General features: G+C 72.8%; 14 protein-coding genes. 6 read left to right on the forward strand and 8 right to left on the reverse strand.

Translation table 11 applies throughout. The annotated features are described in order from the left end of the window. Positions 1-48 precede the first annotated feature (48 nt). From tdh to MMF93_RS06160, 5 genes are all read left to right on the forward strand, one after another. Positions 49-1,077 (forward strand): L-threonine 3-dehydrogenase, encoded by a 1,029-nt coding sequence (gene tdh, locus MMF93_RS06140; RefSeq protein ID WP_242750043.1) that lies wholly within the window; start codon positions 49-51, stop codon positions 1,075-1,077. Between the two features lie 93 nt (positions 1,078-1,170). After that, positions 1,171-2,364: a glycine C-acetyltransferase gene (locus MMF93_RS06145; RefSeq protein ID WP_242750044.1), complete on the forward strand. Its 1,194-nt coding sequence runs from the start codon at positions 1,171-1,173 to the stop codon at positions 2,362-2,364. Between the two features lie 19 nt (positions 2,365-2,383). Continuing rightward, positions 2,384-3,313: a LysR family transcriptional regulator gene (locus tag MMF93_RS06150; protein WP_242750045.1), complete on the forward strand. Its 930-nt coding sequence runs from the start codon at positions 2,384-2,386 to the stop codon at positions 3,311-3,313. Positions 3,314-3,544: 231 nt separating this feature from the next. Next, positions 3,545-4,987, forward strand: a complete 1,443-nt coding sequence (locus tag MMF93_RS06155; protein ID WP_242750046.1) for a sugar porter family MFS transporter — start codon at positions 3,545-3,547, stop codon at positions 4,985-4,987. 93 nt (positions 4,988-5,080) lie between these two features. After that, entirely contained in the window at positions 5,081-5,305 is a 225-nt protein-coding gene (locus tag MMF93_RS06160) for a hypothetical protein (protein WP_242750047.1), read from the forward strand. A 114-nt stretch (positions 5,306-5,419) separates the two neighbouring features. On the opposite strand, the gene MMF93_RS06165 is transcribed toward MMF93_RS06160, so the two are convergent. Beyond that, positions 5,420-6,172 (reverse strand): uracil-DNA glycosylase, encoded by a 753-nt coding sequence (locus MMF93_RS06165; protein ID WP_242750048.1) that lies wholly within the window; start codon positions 6,170-6,172, stop codon positions 5,420-5,422. 394 nt (positions 6,173-6,566) lie between these two features. Between MMF93_RS06165 and MMF93_RS06170 the strand changes: the two genes are divergently transcribed. Further along, positions 6,567-7,634, forward strand: coding sequence for a beta-ketoacyl-ACP synthase III (locus tag MMF93_RS06170; protein WP_242750050.1), 1,068 nt, complete (start codon positions 6,567-6,569; stop codon positions 7,632-7,634). A 31-nt stretch (positions 7,635-7,665) separates the two neighbouring features. On the opposite strand, the gene MMF93_RS06175 is transcribed toward MMF93_RS06170, so the two are convergent. The 7 genes from MMF93_RS06175 to MMF93_RS06205 form a co-directional block, all read right to left on the reverse strand. Next, the gene (locus tag MMF93_RS06175) at positions 7,666-9,267 is read right to left on the reverse strand and encodes a serine/threonine-protein kinase (protein WP_242750051.1); all 1,602 of its coding nucleotides are present in this window, start codon (positions 9,265-9,267) and stop codon (positions 7,666-7,668) included. Then, on the reverse strand, positions 9,264-10,049 hold the full coding sequence (locus tag MMF93_RS06180) for a serine/threonine protein kinase (RefSeq protein WP_242750053.1): 786 nt from the start codon (positions 10,047-10,049) through the stop codon (positions 9,264-9,266). Before MMF93_RS06180 ends, MMF93_RS06175 begins: the two co-directional genes overlap by 4 nt. A gap of 274 nt (positions 10,050-10,323) precedes the next feature. Further along, entirely contained in the window at positions 10,324-11,472 is a 1,149-nt protein-coding gene (gene dgoD / locus MMF93_RS06185; protein WP_242750054.1) for a galactonate dehydratase, read from the reverse strand. Between the two features lie 12 nt (positions 11,473-11,484). Further along, positions 11,485-12,342: a carbohydrate ABC transporter permease gene (locus MMF93_RS06190; RefSeq protein ID WP_242750055.1), complete on the reverse strand. Its 858-nt coding sequence runs from the start codon at positions 12,340-12,342 to the stop codon at positions 11,485-11,487. Beyond that, positions 12,339-13,298 (reverse strand): carbohydrate ABC transporter permease, encoded by a 960-nt coding sequence (locus MMF93_RS06195; RefSeq protein WP_242750057.1) that lies wholly within the window; start codon positions 13,296-13,298, stop codon positions 12,339-12,341. Before MMF93_RS06195 ends, MMF93_RS06190 begins: the two co-directional genes overlap by 4 nt. Next, the gene (locus MMF93_RS06200) at positions 13,295-14,626 is read right to left on the reverse strand and encodes an ABC transporter substrate-binding protein (RefSeq protein ID WP_242750058.1); all 1,332 of its coding nucleotides are present in this window, start codon (positions 14,624-14,626) and stop codon (positions 13,295-13,297) included. Before MMF93_RS06200 ends, MMF93_RS06195 begins: the two co-directional genes overlap by 4 nt. Before the next feature lie 72 nt (positions 14,627-14,698). Further along, on the reverse strand, positions 14,699-16,726 hold the full coding sequence (locus tag MMF93_RS06205; RefSeq protein WP_242750059.1) for a beta-galactosidase: 2,028 nt from the start codon (positions 16,724-16,726) through the stop codon (positions 14,699-14,701). Positions 16,727-16,804: the final 78 nt, after the last annotated feature.

A 16,804-nucleotide genomic window follows, 5' to 3' on the forward strand; every position in this document is an offset into this window, starting at 1 on the left:
GGTGCCGCCCCGCCCTGCCGTGGCGCGCGAGACGACAGGAGCCGTGACGTGAAGGCGCTGGTCAAGCAGAAGGCCGAACCCGGGCTGTGGCTGGCCGATGTCCCCGAGCCCCAGGCAGGCCCAGGGGATGTGCTGATCAAGGTGGAGCGGACCGGCATCTGCGGCACCGACCTGCACATCCGCGCCTGGGACGGCTGGGCTCAGCAGGCGGTGGCCGCTCCGCTGGTGGTGGGGCACGAGTTCACGGGTGTGGTCGTGGAGACCGGCCGGGACGTGACCGACATCGAGCCCGGCGACTGGGTCAGCGGCGAGGGCCACCTGGTGTGCGGCAAGTGCCGCAACTGCCTGGCGGGCCGGCGGCACCTGTGCCGCGCCACGGTCGGGCTCGGCGTGGGCCGCGACGGCGCGTTCGCCGAGTACGTGGCACTGCCCGCGCAGAACGTGTGGGTGCACCGCGGCCGCGTCGATCCGGACATCGCGGCGATCTTCGACCCGTTCGGCAACGCCGTGCACACCGCGCTGTCCTTCCCGCTGGTCGGCGAGGACGTGCTGATCACGGGCGCGGGCCCGATCGGTCTGATGGCGGTGGCGGTGGCCAAGCACGCGGGCGCCCGCAACGTCGTCGTCACCGACGTGAGCGAGGAGCGGCTGGAGCTGGCCCGCAAGGTGGGCGCCTCGCTCGCGCTGGACGTCTCGGGCGCGGACATCGCCGAGGGGCAGCGGGCGCTGGGGCTGCGCGAGGGCTTCGACGTCGGGCTGGAGATGTCGGGGAACCCGGCGGCCCTGCGGGACATGCTCGCCAACATGACCCACGGCGGGAAGATCGCGATGCTCGGGCTGCCCGCCGAGGACTTCGCCGTGGACTGGGCCCGGATCGTCACCTCGATGATCACCATCAAGGGCATCTACGGCCGGGAGATGTTCGAGACCTGGTACGCGATGTCGGTGCTGCTGGAAGGCGGCCTGGACCTCGGCCCGGTGATCACCGGCAGGTACGGCTACCGCGACTTCGACGCCGCGTTCGACGACGCGGCCGGCGGCCACGGCGGCAAGGTCGTCCTGGACTGGACCCGCTGAACCGCCGCCCAGGACCCGCACCCGCCCCCGCCGCCCGGTACGGCGGCGCGGCCCCCGTCCCCGTTCCCTCCCAACCCCTGGAGAGCTGACACCATGTTCGACTCCGTACGCGACGAGCTGCGCGCCACCCTCGAGGAGATCAGCGCCGCCGGGCTGCACAAGCCGGAGCGGGTCATCGGCACCCCGCAGTCCGCGACGGTCGAGGTGACCGGCGGCGGGCGCCCGGGCGAGGTCCTCAACTTCTGCGCCAACAACTACCTGGGTCTGGCCGACCACCCCGAGGTCGTCGCCGCGGCCCACCAGGCGCTGGACCGCTGGGGCTACGGCATGGCCTCGGTCCGCTTCATCTGCGGCACGCAGGAGGTCCACAAGGAGCTGGAGGCGCGGCTTTCGGGCTTCCTCGGCCAGGAGGACACCGTCTTGTACTCCTCCTGCTTCGACGCCAACGGCGGCGTGTTCGAGACGCTGCTGGGCGAGCAGGACGCCGTGATCTCCGACGCCCTCAACCACGCCTCGATCATCGACGGCATCCGGCTCTCGAAGGCCCGCCGCCTGCGCTACGCCAACCGCGACATGGCCGACCTGGAGCAGCAGCTGGAGAAGGCGCGGGACGCGCGGCGGCGGCTCATCGTCACCGACGGCGTCTTCTCCATGGACGGCTATCTGGCGCCGCTGCCCGAGATCTGCGACCTGGCGGAGCGGTACGACGCGATGGTGATGGTCGACGACTCGCACGCGGTCGGCTTCGTGGGCGAGGGCGGGCGCGGCACCCCCGAGCTGCACGGCGTCATGGACCGGATCGACATCGTCACCGGCACTCTGGGCAAGGCGCTGGGCGGCGCCTCGGGCGGCTACGTGGCGACCCGCGCCGAGATCGCCGCGCTGCTGCGGCAGCGCTCGCGCCCCTACCTGTTCTCCAACAGCCTCGCGCCGGTGATCGCGGCGGCCTCGCTGAAGGTGCTCGACCTGCTGGAGTCGGCCGGTGACCTGCGCAGGAAGCTGGCGGCCAACACCGAGCTGTTCCGCCGCCGGATGGCCGAGGAGGGCTTCACCCTGCTGCCGGGCGAGCACGCCATCGCACCCGTCATGATCGGCGACGCCGCCGAGGCGGCCCGGATGGCGGAGCTGCTGCTGGAGCGCGGGGTGTACGTGATCGGCTTCTCCTACCCGGTGGTGCCGCAGGGGCAGGCCCGCATCCGGGTGCAGCTGTCGGCGGCGCACTCCACCGAGGACGTGATGCGGGCGGTCGACGCGTTCGTCGCATCCCGGGCGCAGCTCGCGAAGTGACTGGGGGAGAATCGATCGCGTGATCGAGGCGCGGCGGCTGCACATCCTCCGTGCGGTGGCGGACCACCGTACGGTGACCGCCGCTGCCGCCGCGCTCTACCTCACCCCCTCGGCCGTCTCCCAGCAGCTGACCGCGCTGGAACAGGAGACCGGGCACCGGCTGGTCGAGCGCGGCACCAAAGGCGTGCGGCTCACCCCGGCAGGGGAGATCCTGCTGACCCACACCAATCTCGTCCTCGCCCAGTTGGAGCGCGCCGAGGCCGAGCTGGCCGCCTACGGCTCGGGCGCCGCGGGCCAGGTGGACCTGGCCTCGTTCGCCACCGGCATCGGCCTGGTCGTCGCCCCCGCGCTCTCCCGGCTGGGCCGCACGGCACCCGGCATCCGGGTGCGGGTCAAGGACACCGAGGGCGACGCCAGCCTGCCCATGGTGCTGGACCGGGAGACCGACGTGGCGGTGGCCGTCGAGTACCGGGGCGCGCCGGGGGAGGACGATCCGCGCCTGACCCGGGTGCCGCTGTACGCGGAGCCGTTCGACGCCGTGCTGCCCGAGGGGCACCGGCTGGCCGGGGCCGATCGGGTGCCGCTGGCCGAGCTGGCCAAGGACACCTGGATCGGCCCCTTCCCCGGCAACCCGTGCCACGACGTGGTCGTCCTCGCCTGCGAACACGCGGGCTTCGCGCCGCGCATGCAGCACTTCTCCGACGACTTCCGCGCGGTCGTCGCCCTCGCCTCCGCCGGGGCCGGTGTCGCCCTGGTGCCGCGTTCCGCGCTGCTGGGTACGGACGCGGGGCAGGCCGGGGGCGTCGCGGTCCACCCGGTCGAGGACATCGCCCCCACCCGCCGGGTCTTCGCCGCCGTGCGGCGTGGCGCGGAGGAACATCCGCTGATCAGCCCGGTGCTGGCAGCGCTCACGGAAGCGGCCCGCAGGCCCACCGAAACCGCCGCGTGAGGCGGACAACCCCCGTGTGAGGCGGACAACCGCCGCCCCGGGCCGAGCCGCGTCCCGGGCCCTCGGCGCGACTTCGGGGAACTCTCGAAGAATGTCCTGCCGCCAGGGTGGTATGCGGATCTCCGACTCCAGTCGGGAGGATGTTGCCTCCCCCGCCGGAGTACGCGACGATACGGATCTATCCGTACGAATATGCACCAATATGTACGAATCGGCAAGGTGGCACATCGCATGGCTGAGACGGCATCGAACGCGCCGGCCCCCTCCTCCTCGGGCCCCCACGGCAAGGCGATCGGCATTTCCATCGCCGCGGCCGTCGGGGGTTTCCTCTTCGGCTTCGACTCCTCCGTCATCAACGGCGCCGTCGACGCGCTGTCCGGCCACTTCCACATGGGCGCGTTCCTGTCGGGGTTCGTCGTCTCCATCGCCCTGCTGGGCTGTGCGGTCGGCGCCTGGTACGCGGGCCGCCTCGCCGACGGCTGGGGGCGCCGCAACGTGATGCTGCTGGGCTCCGCCATGTTCGTCATCAGCTCGGCGGGCTCCGCCTTCGCCTTCTCGGTGCCCGACCTGCTGCTGTGGCGCGTGATCGGCGGCCTGGGCATCGGCATCGCCTCGGTGATCGCCCCCGCCTACATCTCCGAGGTGGCCCCCGCCTCGGGCCGCGGCGCGCTCGGCTCCCTCCAGCAACTGGCCATCACCATCGGCCAGCTGGTCGTCCTCAGCTCCAACAAGGGGCTGGCCGGGGCGGCCGGCGGCGCCTCGCAGGACCTGTGGTTCGGCATGCAGGCCTGGCGCTGGATGTTCCTGGTCGGCGTCATCCCGGCCGCGGTCTACGGGGTGCTGGCGCTGCTGATCCCCGAGTCGCCGCGCTACCTCGTCCTCAAGGGCAAGTACGACGAGGCGGCGGGCGTGCTGGGCCGGGTCAGCGGCGAGGCCGACCCGCAGGGCAAGGTCGCCAGGATCCGCGAGACGCTCCGCAAGGAGCACCGCAGCAGCTTCCGCGACATCCGCGGCGCACGCTTCGGGCTGCACCCGCTGGTGTGGGCGGGCATCATCATGGCCGCCTTCCAGCAGCTCGTCGGCATCAACGCGATCTTCTACTACTCGACGACGCTGTGGAAGTCGGTCGGCTTCAGCGAGTCCCAGTCCTTCACCACCTCCGTCATCACCGCGGGCATCAACGTGGTGATGACGGTCGTCTCCATGCTGTTCGTCGACCGCGTGGGCCGGCGCAGGCTGCTGTCCATCGGCTCGGTGGGCATGTTCTGCGCCCTGGCGCTGACCGCGGTGGCCTTCTCCCAGCAGCGGGGCAGCGGAACGGACGTGACCCTGCCCGACCCGTACGGGCCGATGGCGCTGGTCGGCGCCAACGCCTTCGTCGTCTTCTTCGCCCTCTCCTGGGGCCCGATCATGTGGGTCATGCTGGCGGAGATGTTCCCCAACCGGATGCGGGCGATGGCGCTGGCCATCGGCACCGCCTCCAACTGGATCTTCAACTTCATCGTCACCTTCTCCTTCGAGCCGATGACCAGCAAGGTCGGCCTGACCTGGCTCTACGGCGCCTTCGCCTGCTTCGCCGCGCTCTCCTTCTTCTTCGTGCGCGGCAAGCTCCCGGAGACCAAGCAGCGGGAGCTGGAGGAGATGACGGGCGAGACCTACCGCCGCTCCGGCTGAGGCGGGCGCGGGTCCTCGGGGCGGAAGGACGGGCCCGTGACCGGGATGCGAGATCGGGATGCGCCCTGACGGGGCCGGGCGCAGGGTGGGGGTATGGCCGACGCACCGATCATCGTCTATCCACCCGACGCGCACGGCGCGCGCCGGGTACGGGCCGACGGCGCCATCCTCGGCCGGGCCTCCAACGTCAACGACGTCCTGTCGCTGCTCGGCGACGCCGGTTTCGACCCGGACGAGATCGCCCTGGACGGGCCGCTGATCGAGTGGCGCGGCGGCGGCTCCTACGCCTGGGATCCCGGCGAGGACGACGAGGAGTGACCGGCGCGGTGACCGGCGCGGCCCGCCGCGTCACCGGCCGGCCCTGAGCGGGCGATCGGGGCGCGCCGGACGGTTCAGGGCGTGGGGCAGACGGTTCAGGGCGCGCCGGACCGTTCAGGGCGTGGGGTGGACGGGGAGGCCGGACTCCAGCGCCGCGGTCCGCAGGACCTCGCGGAGCATGGCCGGGGTCAGCCGTCCTGTGAAGGTGTTGCGCTGGGTGACGTGGTAGCAGCCGTGGACGGCCAGCGGCGCCGCACCTTGCCGCGTGGGCGGGAGTTCGAGGCGGGCCCCGTGCGCGAAGGCGGGCCGGGGCCGCGGGAGCGACCAGCCGCCTTCGCCGAGCACCGGCAGCACCGCCTGCCAGCCGAAGGCGCCGAGGGCGACCACGGTGCGCAGGGTGGGACGCAGCAGTTCGAGCTCGCGGACGAGCCAGGGGCGGCAGGTGTCCCGTTCGGCGGGGGTGGGCTTGTTGGCGGGCGGCGCGCAGTGGACGGGCGAGGTGAACCGCACCCCGTACAGCTGGAGGCCGTCGCCGCTGTGGGTGGAGGTGGGCTGCGAGGCCAGGCCGAGGTCGTGGAGAGCGGCCACGAGCACGTCCCCGGCGCGGTCGCCGGTGAACATGCGGCCCGTGCGGTTGCCGCCGTGCGCGGCCGGGGCGAGCCCGACGAGCAGCATCCGCGCGTCCGCGGGGCCGAAGCCGGGGACCGGGCGCGCCCAGTAGTCCCAGTCGCGGAAGGCGGGGCGCTTGACCCGTGCCGTCTCCTCGCGCCAGTCGACCAGCCGCGGGCAGGCGCGGCACTCGCTCAGCGACCGCCCGAGGGCGTGCACGTCCGCCGCTCGTGGTGCCTGCCGCGTGGGGTAGGTCATGGGGTCCCGTCTTCCTGTCGGTCTCGACTGTCCGCCGCCGTGGTGCGCGTTCCCCCAGGATGCCCGCCACGGTGCCTCATACGTTCGGCGGAAACACCACGGACACCGCCGATGGCGCCCCTTCCCTCACACGGGGGAAGGGCACGGCGCCGCCCTCCACCCCCGTACGGCGCGAACGCCCAGTTCACAGCCGTGCGGAGCGGGACGCACCCGGTGCGGCGTGCGGTCGGGCAACTCGTGTGGCGGCCCGCGGCTGGGGTACAAAAGGCCCCTCTTGTGGGTCCATCCGTCCGGTCCGGCGTTCGGTCCGGTCCGACCAGTCGAGTTCAGGGGGCTCAGTGCTCGTGCGCCGCAGGAACCTTTCAGCCGCCCGCCACGCGCGTCGGGGCACCGCGTGCTGAGCGGCCCGGCCCCCTTCGCCCCGCCGGCGGCCGCGCCCTGCGTCCCGGTGCGCCCCGTGGTCCTGGAGGCGGTCAGCGGCTGGGTACCGCCGCGCGTGGTGCCCAACGCCGGGCTCCCAGGACAGTGGGGCGTGGACGACAGATGGGTGCGTACCCGCACCGGCATCGAACGCCGCCACGTCGCCGACCCCGGTACCTCGACGGGGGACGCGGCCGTGCACGCCGCGCGGCGGCTGCTGGAGAAGGCGGGCAACCCGCCCGTGGACGCCCTGGTACTGGCCACGGCCACACCCGACCACCTGTGCCCGGCCACCGCCCCCGCGGTGGCGGCCCGGCTGGGGCTCGGCACCATCCCCGCCCTGGACATCGCCGCCGTGTGCAGCGGCTTCGTCTACGGCCTGGCGCTGTGCCAGGGCGCGGTCGGCGCCGCGCTGTTCGACCGGGTGCTGGTGGTGGGCGCCGACATCTACTCCCACTGGCTCGACCCCGAGGACCGCTCCACGGGGGTCGTCTTCGGCGACGGGGCGGGCGCCGCGCTGGTGGCACGCGGCCAGGAGAGCGACTCCGCCGGTGCGCTGCTGGGCTTCGACCTGGGCAGCGACGGGTCGGGGTACGACCTGATCACCGTGGTGGGCGGCGGCGCGCGGGCGCGCTCGCTGGACGAGCCGGAAGAGCCCGGCGACCGCTACTTCCGGATGCGGGGCGGGGCCGTCTTCCAGCACGCCATCGAGCGGATGACGGCCTCGTGCGGTGCGGTGCTGGAGCGCGTCGGCTGGCGTCCCGAAGAGGTCGACCACTTCGTGCCGCACCAGGCCAACGCGCGGATCCTCACCGCGGTCGGCAAGCGCCTGGGCATCCCCGCCGACCGCTGCGCCCTGCACCTGCGGGAGGTGGGCAACACCGGTGCCGCCTCGATCCCGCTGGCGCTGGCCGACGCGCAGGCGGGCGGGCGGCTGCGCCCCGGGGCACGCGTCCTGGTGACGGCGTTCGGCGGCGGCCTCACCTGGGGTTCGGCCGCGCTGCTGTGCCCGGAAGCGCCGGCGGAGCCGCGGTTGCCCTGACCGGCTCAGGTACCCGGCGGGGCGGGCCGGCTCAGCGTGTGTACTCCTCGAGATACCGCTCGACGCGCCGCACGTGCGGCCTGACCCGCTCGGGCACCCCGCCGGCCTGCAGGACGGTACGGGAGCTGGTGCGGTAGCCGGCGGCCATCAGCCCGGGGAGGTCCTCGTGCATGCCCTCCTTCTTGTACTGCTGGTCGAGCCAGCACACGAAGTTGGACATCGCCGCGATGGCGTCGGGGGGCGACATGTAGCTCTTGTCGCCGTCCTTGTCCCCGTCCTTGGCCCAGCCCTTGAAGACCGACGGTGTCCACATGGCGATGCCGTACTCGTTGGTCTCGGGCTGTCGTGCGTCGGCGTCGAAGCCGCTCTCGGCCTTCAGCATCGCGGCGAGGAAGGCGGGGGTGACCTCTTCCTCGGCGCACTGGCGCGCGGCGTCCTTGATGACGGGCCGCAGGTCGCGGGGCACGTCGGAGTCGGCGGGCAGGGCCCCTGGCTGCGCCGAGGCGGCGCCGGGGCCGCCGCCCGGCGAGGCGCCCTCCTCGTCGTCGGCGAGCAGCAGCGCCACCGACACGGCGGCGGCCACGACCGGCACGGTGACGGCGGCCGCCACGATGCTGAGCCGGCGGCGCCCACGCCCCGGCATCCTGCGCCCTGCGGGGCGGCGGGCGCCGAGGAGGCGGCCCACAGCGGTGCGCCCGTACCTGTCGGAACGGGCGTCCGCGGCACCGGAGTTCTCCAGCCCCCGTGCCCGTTCCGCGAGCGCGGCGGCGTCCAGGGCGGCGCGCGAGGCGTGGTCGGGGCGCAGGCAGTCCGCGATCAGCTCGCGCCAGCCGTCGGGGATCGTGTTGTCCAGGCGCAGTGGGGCGCCGCCTCGTGCGTAGGCCTGCGCGCCGAGGGCGCGGGCGCGGGCGGTGGATCCGGGGAAGGGGTGCAGCCCGCCGGTGAGCACCTGGTGGGCCAGCACGCCGAACGCCCAGATGTCGGCAGTGGGGCGCACCGTGCTACGGCCGCCCTCCCGCTCCGACCACCACTCGGGCGGCACGTGGTCGAGGGAGCCCAGCGGGGGCACGTAGGCGTGGGTACCGTCGAGTTCGACCGTGAGGCCGAAGTCGCCGAGCCACACCTCGCCGTCGGGCGCCAGCAGGACGTTGCCGGGCTTGAGGTCGCCGTGCACCCAGCCGCGCCCGTGGATGTGGGCGAGCCCGGCGCCGACCCCGGCCAGGACGCGGGCCGCCTCGGGCAGCGCGGGCGGGCCTTCGCCGCTGCTCCGGCGGGCGGCCAGCAGCTCCTGGAGGCTGTGTTCGGCCCGGTCCATGACCAGTGCGGTGACGCCGTCGATCTCGGGGCGGTCGGGGTCGCGGACGGTGAGCACCTCGCGCGTGCTGACGACGTGCGGGTGGTCGGTCTCCAGGCTGAAGCGGACCTCCCGCCGTACCAGCTGTTCCATGGAAGCGCGCTGGCCGGGCGGCAGCAGGTGGGTGGGCAGGAACTTCACCGCGGCCCGCGTGCCGTCCGCGCTCTCGGCGGCGTACACCACCCCCCAGCTGCCCGCCCCGATCCGCCCTGTCACGGTCCACTCCCCCACCCGGTATCCGGCGGGCAGGTCGAGGCGGGAGTGTGCGGGCTCGGTCATCCGTCGCGCTCCCCCGTGCGGCCCGCCCGGGCCGCGGGGCGCAGCAGTGTGAGGTGTTCCTCGCGCACCAGGTCGAAGCGGAGAGCGAGGGCGACGAGTTCGGCGCGCTTGCGGCTGGTGCCCGCGGTGCGCTCGTCGTCACCGCGCAGCCGCAGTTTGACCGAGGCGAGGTACTCGATGTGGTAGTTGACGGCCGAGCGGGTCAGGTCGTGACAGCCCGGCACCGGGCGCAGCCGCTCCAGTACCTCGCTGACGCCGGGGATGGCGCCGCTGGAGGGGTCGCGCAGCCGCGGCTCGCACAGGGCGAGCAGGACGAGGAAGTACTTGGCGGTCTGGTCGAGCGTGAACGGGCTCTGGGTGGGCTCGCCGGCGCGGTCTCCGCCGCCCGCGTCCAGGTACATGTGCTCGGGCGCGAACACCTTGAAGTGCACCTCGCCGTCGCGGGAGGGCAGGACGACGCGGGAGAACTCGAACGGCACGGGAGCGCCCAGCCTGCCGGGCGGGACCTTGATGTGCTCGCCCGCGCCCTCCATGTTCTCCACCACATAGGTGACGTGCCCGCTGTAGTTGGACAGCCGCCAGTAGTCCTCGGCGGCGGTGATCTGCCCGGCGCGCCGGGAGACTCCGGGGTCGGGCAGGGCCACCTGCACCGGGTGGCCGGGATCGCCGCGCCCGAAGTCGGCACTCTGGCCCGGGCCGAGGTGGAGCAGACGGGGTCTGTCCCCCCGGTCGCCCGTGAGGTGCCCTTGCTGGTCGGGCAGTTGAACGATCACCGTGTCCATGGTTCACCCTCCCCCTTCGGCCGCGGGCATCCTATGTGACCCTGACATCCGACAGGTATCACGCTGGACGCTCGTCTGCGATGGTGGGAGGTTTTCAGCCGCAGCTCAGCGGCCTCGCGCCCTGGATGAGTGAGTGGGGTCTCCGTGCTGACCACCGCGGGAGGTGCGCCGGTCGCCCGGGGCGGTGCCCGCGCTCGTCACCACCTTGGGAGGTGACGGTTGCGACGGGTGGCCGGGGGCGCGGCCGAACGCGCGTCCGCCGGGCGGGGTGAGCTCACCACTCGGCGAACGACCCGTCCGGGTGGCGCCAGGTGGGGTTGTGCCAGTCGGCTGCCGTGCCGTCGGCCTCGCGCACCGCCCGCTCGTCGATGGTCACTCCGAGCCCGGGCCCTGTGGGCCGCAGCAGGTGCCCTTCGTGGAAGCGGAAGACCTCGCGGTCCAGCACGTAGTCGAGGAGCTCGGCGCCGGAGTGGTAGTGGATGCCGATGGACTGCTCCTGGATGAGGAAGTTGGGGGTGCAGAAGGCCAGTTGCAGGCTGGCCGCCAGGGCGAGCGGGCCGAGCGGGCAGTGCGGGGCGACCAGCGCGTCGAAGGTCTCGGCGAGGGAGGCGATGCGCCGCGCCTCGGACAGGCCGCCCGCGTGGCTGAGGTCGGGCTGGATCACGGCGACGCCCGCCTGGAGCGCGGGCAGCACCTGGGTACGGGAGAAGAGCCGCTCCCCGGTGGCGACGGGCACGGTGGTGGACCCGGTCACCTGCCCGATCAGGTGCGTGTACTCGGGCAGTACGGGCTCCTCCACGAAGAGCGGTCCGTACGGTTCCAGCACGTCGAGCGCGCGGCGGGCGCCCGCCGTGGTCAGCCGACCGTGGAAGTCGACGGCGAAGTCGCCTTCGGGCCCGAGCGCCTCGCGGGCCGCCTCGGCGCGCCGGGCGATCGCGTCGAGAGCCGCGGTGGTGGGCAGCCGGTCGGTGCGTCCCGAGGCGTTCATCTTGACGGCGGTGAAGCCCGCCTCGACCTGCGCGGTGACCTGGTCGCGCACGGCGGCGGGCTCGTCGCCGCCGACCCAGCAGTAGGCGCGGACCCGCTCGCGCACGGGCCCGCCGAGGAGCTGGTGCGCGGGTGCCGCGTACGCCTTGCCGGCGATGTCCCACAGCGCCTGGTCGAGTCCGGCGACGGCGGAGGAGAGGACGGGCCCGCCGCGGTAGAAGGACCCCTTGGTCATCAGCTGCCAGTGGTCCTCGATCCGCAGCGGGTCGGCGCCGACCAGGAACTGCTCGGCCAGCTCGCCCACGGCCGTGCGGACGGTCTGCGCGCGTCCCTCGATCACCGGTTCGCCCCAGCCGACGAGGCCGCTGTCGGTCTCGATCCGGCAGAAGAGCCAGCGCGGCGGTACGGCGAAGGTCTCGACGCGGGTGATGCGCACGTGTCACTGCTCCTATTCCTTCACGCTGCCCTCGGTCAGTCCGGTCCGCCAGTAGCGCTGGAGGACGAGCATCGCGACGGCGAGGGGGATGACGGAGACGAAGGCGCCCCCGACGGTGTACTGCGTCAGCTCGGGGAAGCGGTCGGCCGCCTGCTGCCAGGTGACCAGGCCGAGGGTGATCGGGTACTTGCGGTCGTCGGAGAGCATCACCAGCGGCAGGAAGTAGTTGTTCCAGATGTGCACGAACTGGAAGAGGAAGACGGTGACCAGCGCGGGCGACATGATGCGCAGCACCACCGTGAAGAAGATCCGCTCCTCCCCCGCGCCGTCCACCCTGGCAGCCTCCAGAAGGGTGTCGGGCACGGCGGACTCGGCGTAGATGCGGCACAGGTAGACGCCGAAGGGGCTGACGATGCTGGGGATGAGCACGCCCCAGTAGCTGTTGGTCAGGCCGATCTTGCCGAACATCAGGTAGAGCGGCAGCGCGAGCGCCGTGGAGGGCAGCAGCACCCCGGCCAGAACACACTTGAAGACGGCTTCGCGGCCCCGGAAGCGGTACTTGGCCAGGGCGAAGCCGGCCGCCGCCGACAGCAGGGTGGCCGCGACGGCGCCGACACCCGCGTACAGCACCGAGTTGAGCGCCCACCGGGGGAATATGTGCCCGTTGTAGGTGAAGACGTCCCTAAGGTTCCGCCACAGGCGGGGGTCGTCGAACCACAGGCCGAAGCTGCCGTAGAGGCCGCTGTTGGACTTGGTGGCGGCGACGGCCAGCCAGTAGACGGGCAGCAGGAAGTAGACGGCGGCCAGCACGAGGACCGCGACGAGCACGATGCGGCCCGGTCGGGGCACCCTGGTCGGTGCGGCTCTCATCGGTCCCCGCCCTTCCGCCCCCGGCCCACCAGGCTGAGGAAGCCGAACGAGAGCACCATGGCGACGACGGCGAGCAGGACCGACTTGGCCGCCGCCAGGTAGACGTTGGCGTTGGCGAAGGCGTCGAAGTAGGCGCTCAGGTTCGGCGTGAAGTCGGTGGTGACGGCGGGGGCGAGCTTCTTGAGCACCAGTGGCTCGGCGAACAGTTGCAGGGTGCCGATGATGGAGAAGACGCAGGTGAGGACGAGCGCCGGACGGATCAGCGGGATCTTGATGCGCAGCGCCGTCTGCCACGGTCCCGCGCCGTCGATCCTGGCCGCCTCGTAGAGCTCCTGCGGGACCGACTTGAGCTGGGCGACGATGACCAGCATGTTGTAGCCGGCGAACTCCCACACCACGATGTTGGCCAGGGACCAGAGCACGTTGTCGTAGCCGAGGAAGTCGGGCTGGAGACCCACGTCGCCGAGCAGGTCGTTGAGCGGGCTGATCCCCGGGACGTACAGGAACCCCCACAGCAGGGTCGCGATGACGCCCGGGATGCCGTACGGCAGGAAGTAGGCGGCGCGCATCAGCCCGGCCCAACGGTCGGGGATCTGGTCCAGCAGGAGGGCGAGGGTGAGCGACAGCAGCAGCATCACCGGCACCTGGACGGCGCCGAACAGCAGCACACGGCCGAAGCCCTCCAGGAAGGCGGTCTGCTGGAGGGCGAGCGCGTAGTTGTCCAGCCCGGCGAAGGCCACCGAGGGCTCGCCCAGCCCCAGCGGCCCCGACCGTTTCACGGTCAGCAGGCTCTGGTAGAGCGCGTAGAGGATCGGCAGGATCATCGCGAAGACGTAGACGGCCAGGAAGGGCGCCAGGAACGTCCACGCCTTGCGGTCGGGCCTCGCCCGGCGGCGGGTGGCGGCGGACGCGGGAGGGGCGGCGGTCCGCTTCCCCCCGCTCGTGGTGGTCGTCATCGCGCGCTCCTCGCCTTGAGGCCTTTGGCTTTCAGGTCGTCGACGAACTTGGTCTCGGCGTCCTTGAGTGCGTCCGTGATCGTGCCGTGGCCTGCGACGACGCGGCCGATGTTGTCCTGGATGTGTGCGTAGGACTGGGTGGTGGTGGGGCCGAAGCGCCAGGTGGTGTCGACGTTGCGGTCGGAGAGCTGGAAGATCTCGTTGTAGGCTTGGCCGCCGAAGAAGTCGCTGGGCTCGCCCAGTGGCGAGTCCGCGAGGTCCAGCTCCGCCGCGGGCCAGCCGTACCCGGCCTCGACCAGCAGCGCGATGCTCTCCGGGTCGGTGTTGAGCCAGTGCGCGAACCGCAGCGCCTCGGCCGGGTGGCGGGTGCCCTGGAGGATCGCGGTGGCCGAGCCGCCCCAGTTGGCGGAGGCGTGCGCCCCCCGCTCCCACTGGGGCAGCTCGGCCACCCGCCACTTGCCCTTGGTGCCGGGCGCGTTGCCCCGGATGAGCGCGTCGTACCACTGGGCACCCGGCCAGCCCGCCAGCTGCCCGGTCTGGAGCGCTTTGAAGAAGGCGCTCTGCGCGTCCTGCGTGGGAAGGATCAGGTCGTCACGGACCAGGCCGTCCCAGAAGTCGGCCACCTCCAGCGATTCCGGGCTCGCCAGGTCCACGATCCAGGTGTCGCCTTCGGTACGGACCCAGTGGGCGCCCCGCTGCCAGGGAAAGGCAGCGAACCACTGGGCGTTGGCAGGCGGGAAGGCGCTGATGCGGGAGGCACCGCCACTGCGCTTGCGGATCCGCGCGGCGGCCGTCCGGAACGCGTCCCAGGTGCGGGGGACCTCCACGTCCCACCGCTCGAAGAGGTCCGCGCGGTAGAAGAAGCCCATCGGGCCCGACGCCTGCGGGAGGGCGTAGGTGCGGCCCGCGAACACGCCCTGCTGCCACTGCCAGTCGACGTAGGCGCCCTTGAGCTTGTCGGCGCCGTACGCGGTCAGGTCGGTCAGTCCGCCCACCAGCATGAACTCGGGCAGCGCGTAGTACTCGACCTGCGCCAGGTCGGGCGGGTCACCGGCCTTGAGGGAGGAGTGCATCTTCTGGTAGCCGCCGGAGGTGTTGGCGGGCACCGTCTGCACCGTGACGTGGATGTCGGGGTGGGTCCGGTTCCACAGGGCCACGGCCTTCTGGAGCGGCACCCACGTCCAGAAGACGAGGTCGACCCGGCGGCCCGGGGCGCGGGGCGCCTGGCGCGTGGTGCGGGCCGCGCCCGCCTGCTCACCGCAGGCGGCGAGCGCGGGTGCCGCGGCCACGGCCGCCGCGCCGGCCAGGAGTGTGCGTCGGGTGGGCATCTGACCTCCTCATCCCATGCCGTACATGCCGTCCATGCCACACGTGCCGTCCATGCCGTACGCGCAGGCGGTTCAGTCCGCCCGCTGGAGCACCGCCACGCCCCGCGGCGGCAGCGTGCGGCAGCCGGCGGGCTCCGAGCCGGGGTCCAGCAGGTCACGCGCGGGGTACGGGAGAGGCACGGTGACCGTCTCCGCACCGTGGTTGAGCAGGAAGAGGAAGCGGCCGCCCGCTCCCTCGCGGACGGTCGCCTGCACCCCGGCGGGCAGCCCCGCGAGGACGGGCGCCACGCCGGCCGCCTCCCGCACCCGGTCCATCAGCGTGCGCATCAGCTCGGGATCGGGGCGGGTCGCCGCGTACCAGGCGACGCCGTCCCCGAAGGCGTGCCGGGTGAGGGCGGGCCGCCCCGCGAGCTCGCCGTCGCCGAAGACGGCGAGCGCCCGCGCCCCTTCGAGGTCGACGGCCTCCGACCACAGGTCCGCCGCGCCGTTCAGCTCGCCGCGCAGCGGCACGCGCCCGTCCTGCGGCAGCGGCCAGAACTCCTCCACCCGCAGCCCGAGCACCTGCCGCAGCGGCGCGGGATAGCCGCCCAGGTGGATGTGGTCGTCCTCGTCCGCGATCCCGGAGAAGTACGACACGAGCAGGTGGCCGCCTTCCCGTACGTACGCGGTCAGCTTCTCGGCGGTCCCCTCGCTCATCAGGTAGAGGTCCGGGACGACGACGAGCCGGTAGCCGGACAGGTCACTCGCGGGCGGCACGATGTCGCAGGGCACTCCGGCGTCGAAGAGCGGCGCGTAGTGGCGCAGCAGCGCCTCGCGGTGGCTGAGGGCCGCGGAGGGGTGGGAGCCCTGTTCCATGGCCCACCAGCTGTTCCAGTCGGCCAGCAGCGCCACCTCCGGCGCGCTGCGGCTTCCCGCGAGCTGCGGGAGTGCTGCCAGCTCCCTGCCCAGCGCCGCCACCTCGCGGAAGATCCGGGTGTCGGGCCCCGCGTGCGGTACCACGGCCGAGTGGAACTTCTCGGCGCCGCCGGGAGACTGGCGCCACTGGAAGTAGAGCACCGCGTCCGCGCCCTGGGCGACGGCCTGCCAGCTCCACAGCCGCATCGCGCCGGGCGGCTTGGGGCTGTTGCGGTCCCGCCAGTTGACGGCGCTGGGCGCCTGCTCCATCAGCATCCAAGGACGGCCCTGTCCCGCGCAGCGCACGACGTCGAAGGCGGCAGCCGCGTCCACGTGGGTGCGCGGGTCGTAGGGCTCCTGGTAGTGGTCGAGCGCCTGCACGTCCTCGTGCGGGGCCCAGCGGTAGGGGTCGACCGGCTTGTGGTGCGGCATGTGGTTGGTGGTGACGGGCACCTGCGGGGTGAGGCGGCGCAGCACCGCCTTCTCCGCGAGGTAGCAGCCCAGCAGCGCGTCGTCGCTGAAGCGCCAGTAGTCCAGCTGCTGGGTGGGGTTGGGGTGGGTCGGCGTGGCCCGGGGCGGCATGACCTGGTCGAAGGAGCCGTAGGCCTGCGCCCAGAAGGTGGTCGACCAGGCCGCGTTGAGGGCTTCGACGGTGCCGTAGCGCTCGCGCAGCCAGCGGCGGAAGTCGGCGGCCGAGACGTCGCAGTAGCAGACGGGGTTGGAGCAGCCGTACTCGTTGCCGATGTGCCACATCGCCAGCGCGGGGTGCGCGGCGTAGCGGGTGGCGAGCGCTTCGACGAGGCGCACGGCGTGCTCGCGGTAGACCGGGCTGGAGGGGCAGTAGTGCTGCCGGGATCCGGGCCACTTGCGTACGCCGTCAGCCGTGACGGGCAGGATCTCGGGGTGCCGTTCGCTCAGCCAGGGCGGCGGTGAGGCGGTCATGGTGGCCAGGCAGACGGCGATCCCCGCCTCGGCCAGGTCGTCCATGACGCGGTCGAACCAGGTGAAGTCGTAGGTGCCGGGGCGGGTCTCGACCAGCCCCCAGGAGAAGATGCCGGCCGTGACCATGGTGACCCCGGCCTCCTTCATCAGCCGGATGTCCTCGGCCCTGACCTCTTCGGGCCAGTGCTCGGGGTTGTAGTCGGCGCCGAAGTGGAGGCGGGCCGGGGTGAAGGGGACGCGGGGAGTGGTGTCGGCTGCCGTCATGGGCGCTGCCTCTCGGACGAGTCGAGTGACGGGGACCGTGATGACGCCGCACGCTACAAGAATTCGTTAATTAGGAAT

It is taken from the genome of Streptomyces tubbatahanensis (assembly GCF_022699385.1).
Classification (GTDB): Bacteria; Actinomycetota; Actinomycetes; order Streptomycetales; family Streptomycetaceae; genus Streptomyces; species Streptomyces diacarni.

What these genes read in the sequence shown, in the direction of transcription:
- MMF93_RS06145 (WP_242750044.1), top strand. Translation starts at nt 1,171, where the DNA reads ATGTTCGACTCCGTACGCGACGAGCTGCGCGCCACCCTCGAGGAGATC.
- MMF93_RS06155 (WP_242750046.1), top strand. Translation starts at nt 3,545, where the DNA reads ATGGCTGAGACGGCATCGAACGCGCCGGCCCCCTCCTCCTCGGGCCCC.
- MMF93_RS06160 (WP_242750047.1), top strand. Translation starts at nt 5,081, where the DNA reads ATGGCCGACGCACCGATCATCGTCTATCCACCCGACGCGCACGGCGCG.
- MMF93_RS06165 (WP_242750048.1), bottom strand. Translation starts at nt 6,172, where the DNA reads ATGACCTACCCCACGCGGCAGGCACCACGAGCGGCGGACGTGCACGCC.
- MMF93_RS06175 (WP_242750051.1), bottom strand. Translation starts at nt 9,267, where the DNA reads ATGACCGAGCCCGCACACTCCCGCCTCGACCTGCCCGCCGGATACCGG.
- MMF93_RS06180 (WP_242750053.1), bottom strand. Translation starts at nt 10,049, where the DNA reads ATGGACACGGTGATCGTTCAACTGCCCGACCAGCAAGGGCACCTCACG.
- MMF93_RS06190 (WP_242750055.1), bottom strand. Translation starts at nt 12,342, where the DNA reads ATGAGAGCCGCACCGACCAGGGTGCCCCGACCGGGCCGCATCGTGCTC.
- MMF93_RS06195 (WP_242750057.1), bottom strand. Translation starts at nt 13,298, where the DNA reads ATGACGACCACCACGAGCGGGGGGAAGCGGACCGCCGCCCCTCCCGCG.
- MMF93_RS06200 (WP_242750058.1), bottom strand. Translation starts at nt 14,626, where the DNA reads ATGCCCACCCGACGCACACTCCTGGCCGGCGCGGCGGCCGTGGCCGCG.
- MMF93_RS06205 (WP_242750059.1), bottom strand. Translation starts at nt 16,726, where the DNA reads ATGACGGCAGCCGACACCACTCCCCGCGTCCCCTTCACCCCGGCCCGC.